General features: G+C 71.3%; 20 protein-coding genes. 17 read left to right on the plus strand and 3 right to left on the minus strand.

Annotated elements, in window-relative coordinates; genetic code table 11:
* Window positions 1–956 precede the first annotated feature (956 nt).
* Both ABZ194_RS16720 and ABZ194_RS16725 read right to left on the minus strand, forming a co-directional pair.
* On the minus strand, window positions 957–1,571 hold the full coding sequence (locus tag ABZ194_RS16720; protein ID WP_355597015.1) for a hypothetical protein: 615 nt from the start codon (window positions 1,569–1,571) through the stop codon (window positions 957–959).
* Window positions 1,561–1,839, minus strand: coding sequence for a type II toxin-antitoxin system HicA family toxin (locus ABZ194_RS16725; protein ID WP_355597017.1), 279 nt, complete (start codon window positions 1,837–1,839; stop codon window positions 1,561–1,563). The genes ABZ194_RS16720 and ABZ194_RS16725 overlap by 11 nt, the downstream gene beginning before the upstream one ends.
* A gap of 589 nt (window positions 1,840–2,428) precedes the next feature.
* On the opposite strand from ABZ194_RS16725, the gene ABZ194_RS16730 reads away from it, so the two are divergent.
* Window positions 2,429–2,740 carry a hypothetical protein gene (locus ABZ194_RS16730; protein ID WP_355597019.1) on the plus strand — a complete coding sequence of 104 codons (312 nt, stop codon included), beginning with the start codon at window positions 2,429–2,431 and terminating at the stop codon, window positions 2,738–2,740.
* 378 nt (window positions 2,741–3,118) lie between these two features.
* Here the strand turns inward: ABZ194_RS16730 and ABZ194_RS16735 are convergent, their stop codons facing one another.
* A complete protein-coding gene (locus ABZ194_RS16735; RefSeq protein ID WP_355597021.1) occupies window positions 3,119–3,505 on the minus strand; it encodes a VOC family protein in 387 nt (128 codons plus the stop codon).
* Window positions 3,506–3,516: 11 nt separating this feature from the next.
* On the opposite strand from ABZ194_RS16735, the gene ABZ194_RS16740 reads away from it, so the two are divergent.
* The 16 genes from ABZ194_RS16740 to ABZ194_RS16815 all read left to right on the plus strand — a co-directional run bounded on the left by ABZ194_RS16740 (window position 3,517) and on the right by ABZ194_RS16815 (window position 20,121).
* Window positions 3,517–4,101, plus strand: coding sequence for a DNA-processing protein DprA (locus ABZ194_RS16740; RefSeq protein ID WP_355597023.1), 585 nt, complete (start codon window positions 3,517–3,519; stop codon window positions 4,099–4,101).
* Window positions 4,102–4,375: 274 nt separating this feature from the next.
* Entirely contained in the window at window positions 4,376–6,442 is a 2,067-nt protein-coding gene (locus ABZ194_RS16745; RefSeq protein WP_355597025.1) for an ATP-binding domain-containing protein, read from the plus strand.
* Window positions 6,443–7,175: 733 nt separating this feature from the next.
* Complete coding sequence (locus tag ABZ194_RS16750; protein WP_355597027.1) at window positions 7,176–8,678, plus strand: phage tail sheath C-terminal domain-containing protein; 1,503 nt, start codon at window positions 7,176–7,178, stop codon at window positions 8,676–8,678.
* A gap of 10 nt (window positions 8,679–8,688) precedes the next feature.
* Entirely contained in the window at window positions 8,689–9,219 is a 531-nt protein-coding gene (locus ABZ194_RS16755; RefSeq protein ID WP_355597029.1) for a phage tail protein, read from the plus strand.
* 8 nt (window positions 9,220–9,227) lie between these two features.
* The gene (locus ABZ194_RS16760; RefSeq protein WP_355597031.1) at window positions 9,228–9,863 is read left to right on the plus strand and encodes a hypothetical protein; all 636 of its coding nucleotides are present in this window, start codon (window positions 9,228–9,230) and stop codon (window positions 9,861–9,863) included.
* Window positions 9,860–10,594, plus strand: coding sequence for a hypothetical protein (locus tag ABZ194_RS16765; protein WP_355597033.1), 735 nt, complete (start codon window positions 9,860–9,862; stop codon window positions 10,592–10,594). Before ABZ194_RS16760 ends, ABZ194_RS16765 begins: the two co-directional genes overlap by 4 nt.
* Window positions 10,591–11,778, plus strand: a complete 1,188-nt coding sequence (locus tag ABZ194_RS16770) for a Pvc16 family protein (RefSeq protein ID WP_355597035.1) — start codon at window positions 10,591–10,593, stop codon at window positions 11,776–11,778. Before ABZ194_RS16765 ends, ABZ194_RS16770 begins: the two co-directional genes overlap by 4 nt.
* On the plus strand, window positions 11,775–13,898 hold the full coding sequence (locus tag ABZ194_RS16775; protein ID WP_355597037.1) for an ATP-binding protein: 2,124 nt from the start codon (window positions 11,775–11,777) through the stop codon (window positions 13,896–13,898). The genes ABZ194_RS16770 and ABZ194_RS16775 overlap by 4 nt, the downstream gene beginning before the upstream one ends.
* On the plus strand, window positions 13,895–14,122 hold the full coding sequence (locus tag ABZ194_RS16780) for a hypothetical protein (RefSeq protein ID WP_355597039.1): 228 nt from the start codon (window positions 13,895–13,897) through the stop codon (window positions 14,120–14,122). The genes ABZ194_RS16775 and ABZ194_RS16780 overlap by 4 nt, the downstream gene beginning before the upstream one ends.
* On the plus strand, window positions 14,119–14,799 hold the full coding sequence (locus ABZ194_RS16785; protein WP_355597041.1) for a hypothetical protein: 681 nt from the start codon (window positions 14,119–14,121) through the stop codon (window positions 14,797–14,799). Before ABZ194_RS16780 ends, ABZ194_RS16785 begins: the two co-directional genes overlap by 4 nt.
* Entirely contained in the window at window positions 14,799–15,113 is a 315-nt protein-coding gene (locus ABZ194_RS16790) for a LysM domain-containing protein (RefSeq protein ID WP_355597043.1), read from the plus strand. The genes ABZ194_RS16785 and ABZ194_RS16790 overlap by 1 nt, the downstream gene beginning before the upstream one ends.
* Window positions 15,103–16,212 (plus strand): hypothetical protein, encoded by a 1,110-nt coding sequence (locus ABZ194_RS16795; RefSeq protein ID WP_355597045.1) that lies wholly within the window; start codon window positions 15,103–15,105, stop codon window positions 16,210–16,212. The genes ABZ194_RS16790 and ABZ194_RS16795 overlap by 11 nt, the downstream gene beginning before the upstream one ends.
* 9 nt (window positions 16,213–16,221) lie before the next feature.
* Window positions 16,222–16,809, plus strand: a complete 588-nt coding sequence (locus ABZ194_RS16800; RefSeq protein ID WP_355597047.1) for a phage baseplate assembly protein V — start codon at window positions 16,222–16,224, stop codon at window positions 16,807–16,809.
* Between the two features lie 14 nt (window positions 16,810–16,823).
* Entirely contained in the window at window positions 16,824–17,168 is a 345-nt protein-coding gene (locus ABZ194_RS16805; protein WP_355597049.1) for a hypothetical protein, read from the plus strand.
* The gene (locus ABZ194_RS16810; RefSeq protein ID WP_355597051.1) at window positions 17,165–17,533 is read left to right on the plus strand and encodes a GPW/gp25 family protein; all 369 of its coding nucleotides are present in this window, start codon (window positions 17,165–17,167) and stop codon (window positions 17,531–17,533) included. The genes ABZ194_RS16805 and ABZ194_RS16810 overlap by 4 nt, the downstream gene beginning before the upstream one ends.
* Complete coding sequence (locus ABZ194_RS16815) at window positions 17,530–20,121, plus strand: putative baseplate assembly protein (RefSeq protein ID WP_355597053.1); 2,592 nt, start codon at window positions 17,530–17,532, stop codon at window positions 20,119–20,121. Before ABZ194_RS16810 ends, ABZ194_RS16815 begins: the two co-directional genes overlap by 4 nt.
* Window positions 20,122–20,242 lie beyond the last annotated feature (121 nt).

Below are 20,242 nucleotides of genomic sequence, written 5' to 3' on the forward strand. Positions count from 1 at the left end.
TTGGCCTCACGATCCAGTGGGGGGTTCGGGGTGGACATGATGGTCTCCGTAGTAGCCGGAGACCCGGGTGTCAACGATGTCTGTCAGTTTTAGAGGTAAGGCGCTGACCTCCTGTTACGACTTTCCATACGTGTTCAAGCCACCGCTGACGCGGTGGGAGCGCCGCCTCAGGTCGGGGGAGCGGGGCGAGGTGAAAAGGGGGAGGGGGACTCTTGGCGAGCGCTGGTCGGGGAAGCAGACGGAGGTTCGCAGGGAAGGGAACCCCGCCGAGGGGCGTGAGGGGTGCGGCGGGAGGCTGAGCGGGTCGTGAGGCTGTCGATCCTGGACACCGGGAGTCGAGTCGCGGGGTGGCACAGCGCAGCCCTTGATGCCATTCACGGCCTGCATGTCCAGAGAACCTGCCCGAAGCACACAGTGGTTTTGGGGGCCGCGCTCGCTCGCCGGCGGCTGCGGCTCTTCAGCCGGTCCGCCGGCGGCGGCGCGCCCCCGCGCCGCAAGCGACGCGGGGGTGATGGCGGCTGCCGATTGCTTGGTGTCGATGGAGTCTCTTCAGGGGTGAAGGGGGAGACGAGCACGAAGGACTGCCGGGGCCGGACATCAGGACTCGGAGAGCACGGCAGACGTCGAGGCGAAGAAGGAGAAAAGGGGGAGGTAAAGGCGGGGGGAAGGGCGGTAGACCTTGGGGCGCTGCCCCAAACCCCGGCCCGGCTGCGAAGATCGAGGGGGAGGGTGCAAAGAGTGCGGGCCGGGAGGGTCGTCGCAGTCATCTCCTTGCCGGTCACCACAAGGGATGCCAGACCGGCCCCACCAGGTCAAGCCGTCATCGTGCACGCAGGGCAACCAGTCGAGCTGGAAGGTCACCGGGGCAGGGACACGCGAATGACGGCCTGACCTGGCGTGTCCGGCCCGGTATGGCTACGCCTGCCCGGCAAGGAGATGACCACAACGCCCCACCCCTAGGTGTATGCCCTAGCAGGTGCTACCGCAGTAGATGTAACGATTTGGATGTTGCGCACGACCTCGGACAGAGTTGTCTCCAAGGTGTATGACTTGTTCGCGATGGACACCATGTCTTCGTGATCTTGAGCGTAGGCGAAGGGCATCGTGACGACCATCGAGTCTGCCACGGAGACAATCACGTTCGCAGTGTCTCCTCTCGAATCGAGCTGCTCCATGATCCAACCGATGGTGTCTGACATCACTCCACAGATGTAGACCACTTCTCCGACAGCGTTAGTTGGCGCAGACACCAGCCCTCTCGCTTGATCAGGATCTTGGATTGCTCGCCCAAGAGCTGCGTAGGCTGCTTGCCTGGCCTTGACGTGCTGATCGCAAGCTAGGCGAGTCACGAGCTCCCCATCAGCGATGTCGTAGTGCCGTTCGTGATGTTCCACAACCTCGAATGGGCCAGGTCGTTCAAGGTGGAAGCTTAAGACGTCTTGCAGACCAGCGCGAAGCTCTTTCAGGGTCGGACGGCCATACATCAGCCCGGGAGCTTGAGGGGAAGTCATGTATAGATCGCGATCATCTGGACCTATCCTGACGATCAGGTGAACGACCTCACTTGTCACCGCGCACCACCTTCAGTGCCTCGTCCTTGTCCAGCCCGACCTGCTTGATCAGTATGTCTCTTACCACTCCGGGGGCGATACTCACCCCATCATGGAACGCGAACGTCAACCGTGGCCTTCCCGCGCAGGTGAGCTTTCGATGGGAGCCGTTGCGGCCAGCTTCCTCGTAGCCCAGAGCGCGAAGGATGCTGAGCATCTGCTGTGTCTTCAGAGATGGGAACGGGTTCGGCACTCGTCTGAGCTCCTCCAGTAAGGACGACGAACTCATCTTCTCGCGCCCGAAGATCGCTTGATGTCAATCGTAGAAGTATGTCTCGAAGCCTGATCAAGTTGATCCTCCTGCCCCGTAAGGGCGGCTCAGACCGGAGCACTGCGCGACAACGGTCATGGACACCTGCGGACATCAGCGGACGATTCCATTAAGGCGAACACGGCTCCAGCGCCGATCAAACGGGTCTCTGAAGTGCTTTCCAAGCAGCAGGTCGATTGGGAACCAGGCGGGGACCACACGTCGTGCACACGGCCGAACAACCCGCACGTCACCAAACGCCACCCATGGCTACCTGAAGGCCGTTGAGCTGCTGAAATGTCTACCCCAACGTCCTGGGGGTCAAGGGGGCGCAGGTTCAAATCCTGTCGTCCCGACCACGTTTTCGCTGGTCGGTAAGGGTGTCTCTCGAAAGGGAGGCGCCCTTTTCGCTTCCTGGGTGACCAACTGAGTGACTATCGCTCCGTTCGTGTGAAGATCCGGTCCATCGCCTCCGCGCCGTTGAGGAGCACCGGGCGGAGCTGCTTCCGGTAGACCGCCTCTGTCGCCGTCTCGGCATGACGTCTCACAGTTTCCCCGCGAACCCGCCATGAGCGCCCGCCCTGCTCGCCGGGTGGCCATGGCCACCATCGACCGGGTACGTCGCTACTACGCGCCCACGCTGGAGCTGGCCGGGATCGTGGCCAACGACCACCGGGCCCAGACGGCCGAGGCCCGCACCCGGCTGGAGGAGCTGCGCGACACCTACGGCGAACTGGTGCGCGATGTGTGCCCGCACATCGAGGTCGTGACGAAGGCCGGCGGGGCGGCCGCGCCCGTGTCCGCCTACGGCGCCGAAGGAGCGGCCGCGGCCTCGTGGTTCCACACGTTCGCCAAGCGTGTGCTCGGCGGGGCGGTGTGATGCCAAGCCAGCCCCCCGGGCGGCCGCCGCAGGGGGCCGGGGCGTCGTGGGCCGGGACCGGCCGGAGAGCCGCAGCCCGGCCCGCGAACGGCCTTTATCTTGGGTCTTCGAGCGTTCTGGCTGGTCAGCGGACTAATGATCAGTAAGGCATGTTAGGCAAGTGGCTGGGCCAGGCACCGACTCGGAGACACCTCCAAGGGGCCGTGGTTGTCGTAGGGCGCTGATAGCGTCAGGCCTCCGCTCGTGGAGAAAGACCGGGATTATCTAGAGTTGGTGCGCGTTCTGGCTGGTCAGACGCATGAAACCGGTTAGGGCACCCCAGGCGAGGAGCCTGTCCCCGCCTGCTATGCGGGATGGGGGTAATCCAATTGAGGGACTTCATTTTTCCTGGAAAAGGCAGAACTCGTTGCCGTCGGGGTCGGCTAGGACGGTGTGCTCCTCATGGCGGATGCGAACGGTCGCGCCGAGTTCGATGAGGCGGAGGATCTCGGCTTCGGTGTCGGCGGCCAGTAGATCCAGGTGCATGCGGTTCTTGGTGCGCTTGGGTTCTGGGACGAGTTGGAACCAGAGGCGAGGGCCTGTTTCTCGTGGCTCCAGGAGCACGGTCGGGTCGTCTTGTGGGTCGGTGATTCCGTTCTCGCGCAGTCGAGCGAGTTCGGTCTCGTCGTATGGAGCGATGGAATAATCGTCTAGGGCTGCTGCCCAGAATCGGGCTGCGGTGGCTGGGTGCGCGGAATCGACGACGATGTCGTGAAGTCGGGCCATTTGGTCATCATGTGGGCCGCACCGGCGACCTGGCGACCGGCATGGCCGACGAAGAACGCATCGTCGTCTCCGGCGGCGCCTACGGCATCGAAGGAGCCGCACACCGCGCCGTGCTTGCGGCCGGAGGCCAGACGATCGCCGTGCTCCCGAGCGGCCTGGACCGCCCATACCCCGCCGCGCACAGCGACCTGCTGCGCCAGGCCGGGGATGCTGGCCTGTCGGTGACCGAGCTGCCACCGGGAGCAGCGCCGACCGAGCACAGGTTCACCGCCCGGAACCGGCTGATGGCCGCACTGTCGGGCGCAACCGTGATTTCCGGGGCCGGTGTACGATCCGGGCCAATCACCACTGTCCTTGTCGCCCGTGACCTCGGCCGGGATGTCGGCGCGGTGCCCGGCCCGGTCACCAGCGCCGCCAGCTCCGGGCCGAACGAACTCATCAGACAAGGCTTCGCCGTACTCATCACCCAGCCCAGCGATGTGACCGCCCTGCTCGACGCAGACGTAGTACCCGGCAAGGCTGTTGTGCGGCCCGTGATCGGATGGGAACTCACCAACCGAGGCCCATCGCGAGGCACGCCGGGACCCACATTGTGACCGCCCTGCCCGCATAGGCCCGATGTAGGTTCGTGCGCTCACCGCCCCTTGGCTGGACGCCATCTCGTCCTGAACGGACTGGAAAGGGGAGTGCCATGTCACCGCGCCGTCGCGACACGTCGAGAGGCCAGTGACGAGTTCTTCGCGTGTTTCCCACACCGGCTGACGCGCCCAAGTAAGTCAAGCCTTACTTTTCAGGTTTTTCCTTCACATACTGGATGGTCCGGGCGGTGAGGAGACAACGCGGATGCAGGTGGACAGTGGGCTGGCACGGGTGGGCGAGCAGCAGATCGAGGATGAGAGAGAGCGGGTGCGTGAGATGTATGACCGGCTCGATGTCGAGGTCGCTGACGCGCTCTCATCCCGTGCCTGCGCGCTCGCGGCTCCGGCCGAAGACCCGCAGGAGTTGTATGCCCGCGATCTCGAAGCCGCCCGCTTGACGCGCAGGGTCTCCGAGCTGCGGGCAGCAGACCGCGCCCTGTGTTTCGGCCGCATCGACAGCATGGCGGGCGAGTCGGTGCATATCGGCCGAATCGGGCTGCGCTCCGAGGATGGTGCGCTGCTGGTGGTGGACTGGCGGGCGAACGCAGCACGTCCATTCTATGCCGCGACGCCGGTCTCTCCGATGGGGACGCGGCGACGCCGCCACCTGCGGCTGCACGGACGCCGGGTGGTGGCGGTCAGCGATGAGATCCTCGACGGTTCCTCGCCCACGCCCGAGGACGTCGTCGGAGACAGCCCCCTCGTCGCCGCGCTCGACCGGGCACGGACCGGGCGGATGCGGGAGGCGGTCGCGACGCTCCAAGCGGAGCAGGACGCGATCGTGCGTTCCCCGCATCGTGGGGTGACCGTGGTCGACGGCGGTCCCGGAACCGGCAAGACGATCGTCGCGCTGCACCGCGCCGCCTATGTCCTCTACGCCTTCCCGAGCATCGCCGACCGCGGCGTCCTGGTGTTTGGCCCCAACCGGCGGTTCCTCGACTACGTCTCCGATGTGCTGCCCTCCCTCGGTGAGAACGACGTGCGTTTGGCGACGGTGGCCGACCTGATCGGCGTCGAAGCCACCGCGGTCGAGCCCGGGGTCGTCGCACGCGTCAAGGGACAGGCGCGCCTCGCCGCGGTTCTGGCTCGCTGGGTGCGCGACCGGCAACCGCACGGGACGCCGCTCAAGTTCAAGGTCGGTCAGGACACGCTCACCCTGGACGCGCAGACGGTGGATGCCGCGCACCGTCACGCCACCCAGGGCGGACTCGCCCACAACCCGGCCAGGGAGCTGTTCAAGGAATACGTGGTCGGCGACCTGGTGAACCTGCTGGAACAACGCACCGCCGAAGCGCTCACCGCGATGGACGACGAGATCGCCGCCCTGCTCGGAGTGGACCTCGATGAGTCCGTCGCCGAAGACCTGCGCTCACTCGGCCTGGATGACACCGTCACCGCCGGCGGCGATGCCGAAGTGGATTGGGACGCCCTCCGCGACGGGCTCCTCGATGACCCTGCGATCGACCTCGCCATCGATCAGGTGTGGCCGAGACTGCGCGCCACGGAGGTGCTCGCACGTTTCCTCGCCGACCCCGGTGCGCTGACGACCGCACTTCCCGAACTCTCCCGCAGCGACATCACGTCTCTCACCCAAGCCCGCCGCGCGGGAAACACCAGTGCCGACCTCGCGCTGCTCGATGAGACGCGGGCTCTGATCGACGGACCTCCCGAGCAGGTGTACGGGCATGTGGTGGTCGATGAGGCCCAGGAGCTGTCGGAGCTGCAGTGGCGGATGCTCATGCGCCGCTGCCCGGCACGCTCCCTGACCGTCGTCGGCGATTTCGCCCAATCCGGATCGGCCACGACCGTCCGATCCTGGGCCGAAGCCCTCACCCCGTTCGTCGGCGAACGGTTCGCGCACCACACCCTGACCGTGAACTACCGCACCACGGCCGAAATACTCCACGGCGCCGCGCCGCTGCTGGCGCGGATCGCCCCGGAGCAGCAGCCCTCGCGCTCGATCCGGCACGGCGAGCACCCACAGGTCATCCCGGTCGCAGCAGCAGAACGGGATGCCGTCATCCGCGAGTTGGTCGCCGAGACCGCAGCCGCTCACCCCGGCGAACTGGTCGGCGTCATCAGCCCCACCGACGATACAGCCCGGCTTACCAAGGCGCTCGACGGAACCGGAGCCGCGATCGTCGCGAGCTCGGAAGCCCGAGGACTGGAGTTCGACACCGTATTCGTCATCGACCCGACGGGGATCGAATCCGCCCGCGACGGCGGTATCCGCGACCTCTACGTAGCCGCGACACGCGCCACGAAACGTGTCATCACCCTCCGGTTGCGGACTCCCTGAACACGGCTCCCGGCGGTGACCGCACACGTGAAGCCTCACGACAGGCCGCACGCCATCGATCCCCGGCCCGTCATGCCTACCCCCGCACTCGTCAGCGATGCCGGTGGGCGAACTCGACTTTGAGCGTGGCGTTGAATGATTCGGCGGCGGCTTAGGGCAGATCTCCACGGTACGAGGGGAGAGCCATTCGCCCTGCTGACGATCCTGTGCGGGCGGGGGGTATCGGTGTCGCGGCTCCGTCGGGCGATGTAGCGGCGGATCACGCTGCACCGCTCGTGGCGGCCGGCGCGGCCGGTGCCGTTGCCTGAGACGATCACACCGGCCGAGGTGGGGTCTCGATCGGTGTGTCTCACGAGACGGGGCAGACCCGGGGTGATGCTGCGGTAGACGACCCCGCAGCCGGGGCGCCGTTCCGCGCCCGGACCTGCCGGCGCCTCGGGTGGACGGCGGGCTCCGGCGGCGCTACGGCACCCGGCCCAAAAACGATCACGCGCTCGCGGGCTGGCCGACCCGTCCCCCTGACGGAGCCGCGCCCGACGTGGAGACGTTCCCGACGGGACCGTGCGCCCCGTCTCACGTCACCGACCAGGGCAGGAGCTCGTCGGCCGTCGGTTGCGACGACGGTCCCGTGATGGCTGGGTGACACGCGGGTGACGGTTTGGATCGATCCTGGCGGCAGAGACTCTACGGCTACGGGGCTCTGCGGCTACGGGACGAGGGAGGCCGAAGGTCGATGGCGACGAAATTCACCTATCCCGGTGTCTATCTTGAGGAGGTCGAGAGCGCGGTCCGTCCGATCGTCGGCGTGGACACGTCCATCACGGCGTTCGTCGGCCTGGCCCTGGAAGGACCGCGCACCCCGACGACGGTCAACAGCTGGACCGAGTTCGACACCGTGTTCGGCGGGGTGTGGGCCGGCAGCGAGCTGAGTTACGCGGTCTACCAGTTCTTCCTCAACGGCGGCGCCAAGGCGATCGTCGTGCGGGTCGGCGCCGACACCCAGTACGCCGTCATCGATCTCGGCGACGGCGTCAAGCTGCGGGCGAGGGCGGCCGGTACGGCAGGCAACACGCTCACCGCGACCGTCAAGCACGACAGCGCGGACCCCAAGCACTACACCCTGACGATCAAGGTCTCCGGTACGGTGGCCGAGACCTACGAGGTGTCGGTCGACCCCAACCTGCGCGGCCGGTGGCTGGACCGGGCGCTGGACACCTCCCGGCTGGTCGGCCTGGCCGACGGCAGTCCGGCGGACAGGCTCCTGGCCGAGGTCACCGACAGGCCGGCGCCGGCGGTCGGTGACGTGACGCTCAATCCCGCCGACGTGATCGGCGACCCGGCCGGGCGCACCGGCATCCAGGCCCTGCTCGACGTACCGATCTTCAACCTGCTGGTGATCCCGCCGCAGCTCGCGCCTCCGGCGGCAGGGGCGGCCGACACCCGCGACACCCTCTGGGCTCCGGTGATCGACGCGGCGGCCCGGTTGTGCGTGGACCGCAGGGCGATGCTGCTGCTCGACCCGCCCTTCGCCTGGACCACCGCAGCCACCGCGACGGCCGGGGCGCAGGCGGGGCTGCCGGTCACCGGCGTCGCCGGGCGCAACGCGGCCGTCTTCTACCCGCGTGTCACGATCTCCGACCCGGCCGGAGGCCCCGACCTGACCGTGGGCCCCATCGGCACCGTGGCCGGGGTGTTCGCCCGCACCGACACCCTGCGCGGGGTGTGGAAGGCGCCGGCGGGAGTGGACGCCTCGCTGGCGGGCGTGCGCTCGGAGACCGTGGCGCTGACCGACGCGGAGAACGGCGACCTCAACCCGCTGGGCGTCAACTGCCTGCGCAGGTTCCCCGTCTACTCGCACGTGCTGTGGGGGTCGCGGACCTGCCGGGGCAGCGACGAGGTGGGCGACCCGTGGAAGTACATCCCGGTCCGCAGGCTCGCCCTGTTCATCGAGGAGACCCTGTTCCGCGCCACCAAGTGGGTGGTGTTCGAGCCCAACGACGAACCGCTGTGGGCGTCCATCCGGCTCAACGTCGGCGCCTTCATGGACGGCCTGTTCCGCCAGGGCGCGTTCCAGGGCCGGACCGGCCAGGAGGCGTACTTCGTCAAGTGTGACAGGGAGAACAACCCCCAGGCCGACATCGACGTCGGCGTCGTGAACGTCGACGTCGGCTTCCAGCCGCTGAAACCCGCCGAGTTCGTGCGCATCCGCATCCAGCAGAAGCGTCCCGACGCCTAGGAGCAGCGACATGGCCCAGTTCTCCGTCAACACCACCCGCCTGGACCCGTACAAGAACTTTAAGTTCCGGGTGAAGTGGGACAACAAGTACGTCGCCGGGATCAGCAAGGTCAGCGCCCTGCGCCGGACCACCGAGGTGGTCGAGCACCGCGACGGCGGCGACCACTCCAGCATGCGCAAGTCGCCGGGGCGCACCAAGTACGAGCCGATCACCCTGGAGCGTGGCGTCACCCACGACCCCGAGTTCGAGCTGTGGGCCGGCAAGGTGTGGAACTACGCCAACGCCCAGGCGGGCCCCGACCAGCGCGACCGCGAGGTGGCACTGGCCGCCTTCAGGAAGGACCTCGTCATCGAGGTCTACAACGAGGCGGGTCAGAAGGTGCTGGCCTACCAGGTCTTCCGCTGCTGGGTGTCGGAGTTCCAGTCGCTGCCGGACCTCGACGCCAACGCCAACGCCATCGCCATCCAGCACCTGAAGCTGGAGAACGAGGGATGGGTGCGCGACGTGAGCGTCCTGGAGCCCACCGAGCCGGACTTCTGAGAGGGGCCGTGACAGTGGTGGCCGGTGCTCCCGAGCTGCTCGACGCGTGGGAGGCGGGCTGGGACCGCACCCCGCTGGAGCGGGGCCTCGCCATGCTCGCGGCCGGTACGGGCCGTCCGGCGGCCGAGCTGGCCCGCCTGACCATCGGGCAGCGCGACCGGGCCCTGTTCGAGCTGCGCGCCGCGCTGTTCGGCCCCGCCCTGGACGGGGTCTCCAGCTGCCCGGACTGCGACACGGACGTGGAGGTGTCCTTCGACCAGGGGCGGCTGCTCGGCCCGCCGCTGCAGGCGCCGTACCCGCTGCCCACCAGCGCCGACGTCGCCGCCGCGCTGGCCGACGGCGACCCCTGCGACGCGCTCGTCGGCCGGTGTTCCGACGCCGACGCCGAGCAGGTGGTGGCCGCCTGGGCCGCCGCCGACCCGCTGCTGGACGTCGAGCTGTGCCTGTCGTGCCCCGACTGCGGCCGGGCCTGGGCCGAGTCCTTCGACATCGTCAGCTACCTATGGTCGGAGCTGGACGGCTGGTGCCGCCGGACCCTGCTGGAGGTGCACGACCTGGCCGCGGCCTACGGCTGGACCGAACCGCAGGTGCTCGCGCTGAGCGCCTGGCGGCGGCAGTGCTACCTGGGCCTGGTGAGATCATGAGCGGCCTGGTCCAGCGGCTGCTCGCGCGCAGCCGGGCACCGGTGAGCGGCGTCCGCCCCCGCCCGGCCTCGCTGTTCGAGCATCATCCGCCGGTGACCCGCGCTCCGGCCGAGCCACCCGTCCTCGACACGCCGCCCCCCGCCCCCACGCGCAGGCCGCCGGGCGTCCCGGCCGGGCAGGCGCTCCGGCGAACCGTCGCCTGGGACACGGCTCATCCGGCGGGCGAGGCGTACGGGGAAGGCGACTTCAGCGTGCGGCGGCTCCCGCACGGCCACAGTGACGGTGACGGTGACGGCGACGGCGACGGCGACGGCGACGGCCGGGGGCCCGCGTCTGCCGCCCCCAGGTCCGGCGCGCCGGACCCCGCCACCGCTGTCAGGCTGCCACCCGCCGAGCGTCCCCCCACTGCGCCCGCTCAGGACCCGGCGCCCGCGCCGCCGTCCCCTCCGCCGCTCCTGCCGTTCCTGACGCGGGCCGCCGAAGCCCGGCGCGGGTCGCCACCCCTGCTCCGGGTCGCCGCGGGGCCGGTACTCGCGGCGCCCGCGTCCGCTCCGCGCGCCCCGGACGTGCCGGACACCCCGCCGCCGGCGGTGGTCGAGATCTCGATCGGGCGGCTCGAAGTACGCACCCCGCCCGCCCAGGCCGCTCCGCCGCCCAAGCCGTCGCGCGGGGATCACGCATCGGTGCTGGAGACCTACCTGCGCAGGCGGGGGAAGGGGGAGCTGACATGAGCAACTCGCTCGCCGTCGCCGCCGTGACCGCCGCGCTGCGCGCCAGGGTCTTCAACCGGCTGGGCGGCCCGCAGGTGACCATCGTGCCGCCGGACCGCGCGGCCGAAGCGGTCAACGGCGACCACGTGAACCTGTTCCTGTACCGCGCGGACATGCACCCCTCCTTCCGCAACGGCGACCCGCCGGGCTCGCCGCCGGGGGAGTCGCCCAAGCCGCTGCTGCCGCTGGTCCTGCACTACCTGCTGGCGGCCTACAGCAACGACGAGGGCACCGCGCACCAGCTGCTCGGCGCGGCCATGCTGGCGCTGCACGACAGCCCGACCCTGTCCGGCGAGGAGATCCTGGCCGCCACGACGATCCCGCTGGCCGGCAGCGACCTGCATCTGCAACCCGAACACGTGAAGATCAGCTTCGAGTCGCTGAGCCAGGACGACATCGCCAAGATGTGGACCGCGTTCGCCACGCCGTTCAGGGTCTCCGCGTCCTACCAGGTGTCGGCGGTGCTCATCGACAACCCCGCCCCCGGCGCCGCGCCGCTGCCCGTCCTCAAGCGCGGCCCCGACGGCAGGTCACCGGTCACCCGCCCGGACGCCGCCTCGCCCTTCCCCGCACTCACCGGGATCCGGTACGGCGTGCCGGACCGTCCCGCGGCGCTGCCCGGCGAGACCGTCACGCTGACGGTGCGCAACCTCCCCACGGGGGTCCTCGTGGCACATCTCCGCCATCTGCGGGTGTCCGCCACGGCCACCGTCCAGGTACCGCCGTCCGGAGCCGCCGAGGTCGCCGTCGCGCTGCCCGCCACGGGACTGCCCGCAGGTCCCTGGGCGGTGTCCCTGAGCCCCTCGACCACGGGCACGCCGACGAACGAGGTCCCCCTGGCCGTCGCCTCCGAGATCGTCGCCCTCACCGCCGTCCCGGCCGGAGGCATCCCGCCCCGGACCACGGTGACCGTCATCACCGCCCGGCCGGTACTGGTCGGCCAGCAGGCGGCCATCCTGGTGGGAGGCCTGCACCTGCCCGTTCCCCTGCTGACCGCCGACACCACCGCCCTGTCGGCCACCGCCGAGATCCCCCCGGGCACCCACAAGGTCCGCCTGCGCGTCGACGGCGTCGACACCGACATCGTGGACCGCGCCACCGGCACCTTCAAGACCGGCCCAACGGCGGAGGTGGTGATCCCGTGACCGGCACCCCCGACTGGGAGAAGGCCAACAACACCTACCTGACGGCGTCGCTGGCCTGGCTGACCTCCCGCCTCGACGCCCTCACCCCGCGGCACCCCGATCCCGGCGAGGGCAGTGTCCCCGATCGGACCTCCGCCCCCGATCGGCCTCCCGCCGAACCGCCGCGTCGGGGGGAGACGGGGGAGCGCCGGGCCCGTGACCACTCCGCCGGCCCCCCTCCGGCGGATGGGGCGGACATCGGGGAGCTGGAGGTCGCGCGGGAGGCGGCCGCCGAGGTGGGTGAGGGGACGGCGCCGCCCGCCCTGGTGCAGGTCGCGGGGCGGCTGGGACTGAGCGACTTCGAACGGGACGTGCTGCTGCTGTGTGTGGCGCCCGCGATCGAGCCGCGGGTCGGCGGCCTGATCGCCGCCGCGCAGGGGGATCCGGGGGCGACCGCGCCCACCTTCGCGCTCGCGCTGCGGCTGTTCGACGACGCCCGCTGGGATGCGCTGTCGCCCGAGCGGGGGTTGCGGTTCTGGCGGCTGGTGGAGCCGGTCGGCGCCGGGGCGCGGCCGCTGGTGACCGTACCGCTGCGGGCCGACGACCGGATCGTCGATCTGGTCCGGGGACTCAACCGGCTCGACGAACGGCTGGCCGAGCTGGTCGAGCATCGGCCCGACCCGGCGGCGGGGCTCGACCTGCCGCCCTCGTCGCGGGCCGTGGCGGACGCCCTGGTCGGTGCCGCGCTGACCGAGACGCCCGACGGGCGATTCCCGGTGATCCAGCTGCTCGGCGGCGACGAGCAGAGCCGCGAGCTGGTGGCCGTACGGGCCATGGCGCGGTTCAACCGCGACCTGTACCACCTGCCGGTCGACGCGCTGGCGGGCGCGGGGGCCGACGTGGACCTGGTGGCCAGGCTGTGGCAGCGCGACAGCCTGCTGCTGCCGAACGCCCTGCTGCTCGACGCGACCGACGCCGATCCAGGGGGTGCGGTTGTACAGCGCTTCCTGTCGCATGTCGGCGGGCTCGTCCTGCTCGCCACGCGCGAGGTGTGGCCGATCACCGGCCGGGCCACCTCGGTCATCGACGTCACCCGGCCTTCCCCGGCCGAGCAGGCCGAAGTATGGGCGGTCGCGACCGGGCTGGCCCTGGAGGGGGCGCCCCGCGCGCTGGCCGGCCAGTTCCGGCTGAGCGTGCCCGCCATCCACCGCATCGCCACCGCCCTGCGCCCCACCCTCGGCCCGCGGCCCGCGGAGGAGGCGGGAGTCGCGGACGGGGAGGGGCCGGAGCGGCTCTGGGCCGCCTGCCGCGCTTCGGCGCGACCCCGGCTGGAGGCGCTCGCCCAGCGGACCGTACCGCGGGCCGAGTGGGATGAGCTGGTGCTGCCCGAGGAGCAGACGAGCCTGCTGCGGCAGCTCGTGGCGCATGTACGGCATCAGGCCACGGTGTTCTCCACCTGGGGGTTCGGGGAGCGCGGAACGCGGGGCAACGGGGTCACCGCGCTGTTCAGCGGCCCGAGCGGGACAGGGAAGACCTTCGCCACCGAGGTCCTCGCGCGCGAACTCGGCCTGGACCTCTACCGCGTCGACCTGTCGGCCGTGGTCAACAAGTACATCGGCGAGACTGAGAAGAACCTGCGCCGCGTCTTCGACGCGGCCGAGGACGGGGGCGCGCTGCTGCTGTTCGACGAGGCGGACGCGCTGTTCGGCCGCCGCAGCGAGGTGCGCGACAGCCACGACCGGTACGCCAACATCGAGGTCAGCTACCTGCTGCAGCGCATGGAGGCCTACGAGGGGGTGGCGGTGCTGGCCACCAACCTGCGTGCCGCGCTGGATCCGGCGTTCCTGCGGCGGCTGCGGTTCGTCGTCGACTTCCCGCTGCCCGCGCACGCGGAGCGCCGGCGATTGTGGTCGGCGGCCTTCCCCCCGGCCGCGCCGCTCGGCGAACTCGACCTCGACGCGCTCGTGGAACTGCCGGTCACGGGCGCGGCCGTACAGGCGATCGCGCTGGGCGCGGCGTTCCTCGCGGCGGGCGACGGCGAGCCCATCGGCACCCGGACGGTGCTGCGCGCCGCGAGGATGGAGTTTCGCAAACTGGGCCTGCCGCTGACGGTCCCGAACGGGGAGCGGGTGAGGCGATGACGCGCGTCGTGCTGCACATCGACAGGGTCGTGCTGGAGTCGGGGGCGAGGCAGGAGTTCCTGGACGCGCTGACCGAGGCCGTACACCATGCGATGGCGGGCAGCCCCGCCGGCCGCCCGTCGCGGCGGCGGTTGAGTGTGGACGCCGCCGACGGCTCCATGCCGGGGCTGGCGCGGGCCGTGGTCTCCGGGATCCGGGAAGCGGCGGGGGGTGGCGGGCGGTGAGCGCGCAGTTCGCGCCGGGGACGCCCGTGGTGCCGCGGGGCGGGCTCGTCCTGCTCGACCCCGGCACCGGCGTGGTCCTGAGGGTCATCACCCTGCAGTACAACCCGGACACCATCACCCGCACGCTCCAGCCCCAGGGTGTGGGAGCCGAGCCGGGTGATCGCAGCGAGGCGCTGCGGCTGCGGGGCCCGGCCCACGAGACCATCAGGCTTGAGGCCGAACTCGACGCGACGGTCCAGCTCGAAGACCCCTTCGCGCCGGGCAACGACGCCGTCGCCGAGCACGGCCTGCTGCCCGTCCTGGCCACGTTGGACCTGCTGGTGAACCCGGCGGCCGACGCGCTGCTGGCGCAGGACGACGCCGCGCGCAACGGCGCCTTCGAGATCGCCCCCGTCGAGTCCCCGCTCACGGTCTTCGTGTGGAGCAGGGACCGCGTGGTGCCGGTACGGCTCACCGAGTTCACCGTCACCGAGGAGGCGTTCGACTCCAACCTCAACCCGATCAGGGCCAAGGTGTCGCTGTCGCTGCGCGTCCTCACCATCGACGACCTGGGGTTCACCCACCGGGGGAGCGGCCTGTTCCTGGGCCACCAGCGCCGCCGCGAGCAGCTCGCCGCGCTGCACCGCTCCGACCCGCTGAGCGCCCTCGGCCTCACCGCCCCGCCAGGAGGCACCTGATGTTCGCCGCGACCAGCCGCTACCACGGGATCGAGACCGCGATCCACCGGCCGGAGGGCGGGGAACCGATCCCCTACGTCCGCCGCAGATTCCTGCCCGCGCGGCGGACGCTCACCGCGGTCGCCGTGCACCTGGTCCGCGACGGCGACCGGCTGGACCGGATCGCGGCGCTGTACCTCAACGATCCCGAGCGTTTCTGGCAGATCGCCGACGCCAACCCGGTGCTCGACCCCGCCGAGCTCACCGCCCACCAGGGGCGGCGGCTGGACGTCGCGCTGCCCGCCGCGACCACGGGGAGCCTCCATGGCTTCTGAGCTGCTGCTGTCGCTCAGGCTCGGCGCGCTGCTGGCCGAGCCGGTGCCGCGCGAGGTGGTGGACGCGCTGCTGTCGGTCCAGGTCAGCGAGGGCGTGGGGCAGCCGGGCGGCTTCCGGCTGTCGTTCGGGACCGGCAGGCGGTCGACGCTCTTTCGCGAGCTGCTGCCGCTGGGGGCGCTCGACCCGCCGGCCAGGGTGCAGGTGGTCGTGACGATCAGGGGCCGGTCCACGGTGCTGATGGACGGCGTCGTCACCCGGCACGAGGTGGTGCCGTCCGCCGAACCCGGCCAGGCACGGCTGACGCTCACCGGGGAGGACGTCTCCCGGATGATGGACGTGGTCGACCTCACCGGCGTGCCGTACGTCGGCCTGCCGCCGGAGGCGCGGGTCGCGCTGATCTGCGCCAAGTATCCGATGTACGGGCTCGTCCCGCAGGTCGTGCCGAGCGTCTTCCTCGACACGCCGAACCCGCTGGAGTCCACCCCGGCCCACCAGGGCACCGACCTGGCCTACGTCAAGGCGCTCGCGGCGCAGGCCGGCTACCAGTTCTACATCGAGCCGGGGCCGGTGCCGGGCGTCAACCTCGCGTACTGGGGGCCGCTGGTCAAGGCCGGGGCGCCCCAGCCCACGCTGTGGGCCAACGCCGACACGGTCACCAACGTCGAGACGCTGACGTTCACCTTCGACGGGTTCTCCGCGACCCGGCTCGTCGCCCTGGTCCAAGAGCCGAACACCAAGTTCCCCATCCCCATCCCGATTCCGGACGTCACCCCGGTCAACCCGCCGATGGGCGCCCGCGGGCCGCTGCCGCTGAAGGTGTCCGTGGTCCGCGGCCTCGCCAAGCTCTCCCCCGTCCAGGCGGCCGGGATCGCCCTGGCCAGGGCCGCCGACAGCTTCGAGGTGATCTCCGGGCGGGGCACCCTGGACGTGCTGCGGTACGGTCAGCCGCTGCGCGCGCGCCGTCCCGTCACGGTGCGCGGCGCGAGCCTCGGCTACGACGGCGCCTATTTCGTCAAGAGTGTCACCCACGACATCAAGCGGGGCGCGTACACCCAGCAGTTCACCCTGACCCGCAACGCGTTCCTGCCGTCGCCATAAGGAGTCGCTATGAACATGGACGACCTGGGGTACGTCGAGTCCCCCGGCTTCTTCGGCCCGGCCGAGCGCGAGGACGCCGACCCGCCGGGCAGCAGGCGCTTCTACGGCAAGTACCGGGGCTCGGTGCTGGAGAACCACGACCCGCTGGGCAGGGGGCGGCTGCTGGTCAGCGTGCCCGACGTGCTGGGCCTGCTGCCGTCGTCGTGGGCGATGCCGTGTGTCCCGCTGGCCGGGCTGCAGATGGGGGTGTTCGCCGTGCCGCCGCCGGGGGCGGGCGTCTGGGTGGAGTTCGAGCAGGGCAACCCCGACCACCCCGTCTGGGTGGGTTTCTTCTGGGGCGGCCCGGCCGAGACGCCCGCCACCGCCAAGCTGCTGACCCCGAAGGCGCCCGCCTTCCTGGTCGAGACCACCGGCAAGAGCAAGATCGCCCTGTCCGACGCCCCGGTGGCGCCCATGAAGGGCAGCGGCGTGCTGCTGCAGTCCCAGTCGGCGGCGATCACGGTCGACACCGCGGGCGTGACGATCACCGCGGCGAACATCAACCTCGTCGGGCTCGTCAACATCAACAACGGCGCGCTCATCGTGAAGCCGGCCTGAGAGGAGTGTTGACGATGCCGGGTTTCCTCCTGACCGTCGCGTCGCAGGTCACCTGCCTGCACCAGGGCAAGGCCACGCTCACCCCCGGCCAGACCCAGGTGCTGGCGGGGGGCGCTCCGGTGGTGACCACCGGCGACCTCGTCGCCGTCGCGCCCTGCGCGCTGTCCTCGGCCACCCCGCCGAGCCCATGCGTCAAGATCGACTTCTCCCTGGCGGCGTCCACCCGGGTCCTCGTACTCGGCAAGCCCGTCGTGCTGGAACCCGCGGGGCCGGGAGCGGGGCTGTGCCTGTCGGCCGCCCAGGCCCCCCAGGGGACCCCGGTGATCACCTCGGTACAGCTCAGGGCGGCGGGCGCGTGACCACCCATCTGGACTTTCCCTTCCACATCGACGCGCACGGCGGGTCGGCCACCACGACGGACGAGGACCACGTGCGTGACATGGTCGAGCAGCTGCTGTTCACCATCCCGGGGGAGCGGGTGAACCGGCCCGACTTCGGCACCGGCGTGCTCCGGCTGGTCTTCGCGCCCAACGGCGCCGAGCTGGCCGGGGCGGTCGAGTACACACTCCAGGCCGCCCTGCAGCAGTGGCTCCCCGACGACCTGCGGATCGAACGCGTGGACGTGCAGGCCGACGAGGGGATGCTGCTGGTGTCGGTCGCCTACGTGCTGCCGCTGACCGGAGAGTCCCGCTCGGTCCTCGTCGAACGGAGGACCGGCCCATGACGGCGGACCGGGGCTGCCCGCCCCGCGAGCGGCGGGAGCGGGACCGCGCCGCCGGGCTCGGCGGCATCGCCGGGGTGCGGGCCGACAACGCGGCGCGCACGCTGCGGCTGCTGCTGTTCGGCAAGGCCCCCGTGCCCGCGCCGGGCGTGGAGAACATCTCCGTCACAGGCCCCGGCCGGGCGGTGCGGGCCGTCGGCGTCGAGGTGATCGGGTCGCGCCTGACAGGCCGCTACGACGAACTGGTCGTCCACCTCGACCGGCTGGGGGACCGCTCGCCGTACGTGGTGGCGCTGGTCGGGGTGGAGGGCTTCGACCCCCGATACGGCCAGGCGGGCTTCACCTTCACCGGCGACCGCGGCCAGGAGGGTGACTGCGGCGCGACCGCGTCCTGCCCGCCGGGGGAGGAGGACCAGGCGGTCATCGACTACCTGGCCAAGGACTACGCGAGCTTCCGGCGGCTCATCCTGGACAGGCTCGCCCTGACCTCGCCCGCCTGGACCGACCGGCAGATACCCGACCTGGGGATCACCCTCGTCGAGCTGCTCGCCTACGTCGGCGACCAGCTCTCCTACCGGCAGGACGCGGTGGCCACCGAGGCGTACCTGGGCACGGCCCGGCTGCGCACGTCGGTGCGGCGGCACCTGCGTCTGGTCGACTACCGGATGCACGACGGCTGTAACGCGCGCACCTGGGTGCACCTGGAGGTCGAGGAGGCCGGTGTCCTGCCCGCGGGCTCCTACCGGTTCGCGACGGCCGTTCCCGCGCTCGACGGCCGCCCCATGGTGTCGGCCGGGGAACTGCGCCGCCTCGCGCCCGGAGGCCACCAGGTGTATGAGCCGCTGCTGGAGCGCGACCTGGCCGTGCGCCCCGCGCGCAACCGCATCCGGCTCTGGACCTGGGGCGGCGAGGAATGCCACCTGCCGCGCGGCGCGACGGCGGCGACGCTGGTGGACGGCTGGCGCGACGAGAAACGGTCGGAGCGGCTGCTCGGCCTGCGCCCGGGCGATGTGGTGATCTTCGAGGAGGTGCGCGGCCCGCTCACCGGTGTGCCGGGCGACGCGGACGTCACGCACCGGCAGGCCGTACGGCTGACCGGCGTGGACGAGATCGACGACCCGGTGTACGACCAGCCGCTGCTCCGGGTGAGCTGGGCCCGCGAGGACGCCCTGACGTTCGCCCTGTGCCTGGCCTCGGTGGGCGGCGAGGGATGCTGCCTCATCGAGGACGTGAGCGTCGCCAGGGGCAACGTGGTCCTGGTCGACCACGGTGGCACCGAACCCGGCGTGCTGGCCGTACCCGAGGGGGATCTCGGCGCGGTGCGCTGCGAGGGGCCGGGACGCCCCGGACGCGATCCGGTGCGGGCGCGCTTCGATCCGGTGCTGCCGCTCGCCCCCCTCACCCGCCGGGCGCCCTATCCCCTCCCGGCGGACATCGCCGCCCGCCAGGCCCTGGCGTTGGCCCGCACCCCCGCCGGGGCCGTACCGCGGGCACGCGAGTCGGCCCGGCTGGCCCGGCTGACCGCGCGGGCGCACATCGGCGTGCCGCTGGACGCCGCCGACGCCGCCGAGGTCGCCGCCACCTGGGGCGGCGACGCCGGGCTCGACCCGTCGGACCCCGCCCTCTCCGGTCCCGCGTCGGCGGCGCTCACCCAGGACCCGCGCACGGCACTGGCCCAGCTCCGGCTCACCTCGGGCGAGGAGACGTGGACGGTACGGCCCGACCTGATCGGCAGCGGGCCGGAGGACCGGCACGTCACGGTCGAGGTGGACGACGCGGGCGGCTCACGCCTGCGCTTCGGCGACGGCGAGTACGGCAGGCAGGTCACCCCGGGGCAGCGATTCGACCTGCGGCTGCGGGTCGGCAACGGGACGTCGGGTAACGTCGGCCCCGAGGCGGTGGCCCATCTGGTGGTCTCCCGTCCCACCGCGGTGCCGGTGACCGGCGTGCGCAACCCGCTGGCCGCCGTGGGCGGGATCGACCCCGAACCCGTCGCGGACGCCCGCCTGCTCGGTCCCACCACCTACCGGCACCGCCTGGAACGGGCGGTCACCGCCGAGGACTACGCCGCGATCGCCGCACTCCAGCCGGGGGTCCAGGGCGCGGCCACCGACCTCGCGTGGACCGGCGGCTGGTACGAGGCCGATGTGGCGGTCGACCCCCTGCGCGGCGGTCGCGGGGATGAGCCCACGCTGGAGAGAGTGCGCGCCCGGCTGGAGCAGGCGCGGCGGATCGGGCACGACCTGCGGGTCGACCCGCCCCGGCCGGTCGCCGTCGATCTCGGGCTCCGGGTCTGCGTGGCGCCGGCCGCGCCCCGCGCCGCCGTCATGATCGCACTGCGGGCCGGGCTCGGCGACGGGCCGGGTGGCGTGTTCGACCCCGACCGCCTCACCTTCGGCACCGGCCTGTACACGAGCCGGATCGTCGCCGAGGCGATGGCGGTGCCCGGGGTCGTGTCGGCGAGCGTCGTCCGGCTGGCCCGTGCGGCCTCGCCGGGCCCGGCCGTACCCGACGGTGGCGCCCTGGCCTTCGGCCCGCTGGAGATCCCCTCAGGGGGGACGTTGACGCTGGATCTCGTGGGAGGACGGTGAGCCGATATGAGCCGTGGTGAGGGGGGTGCCGCCGAGATGTCTCCGACATCGGCCGGATGCTGCGGACAGTGTGCGGCAGGGGTGTCTCCGGCTACGGACGGGTGCTGCGGGAGGTGTGCCG

Origin of the sequence: Streptosporangium sp. NPDC006007, assembly GCF_040614315.1 — a bacterium.
Classification (GTDB): Bacteria; Actinomycetota; Actinomycetes; order Streptosporangiales; family Streptosporangiaceae; genus Streptosporangium.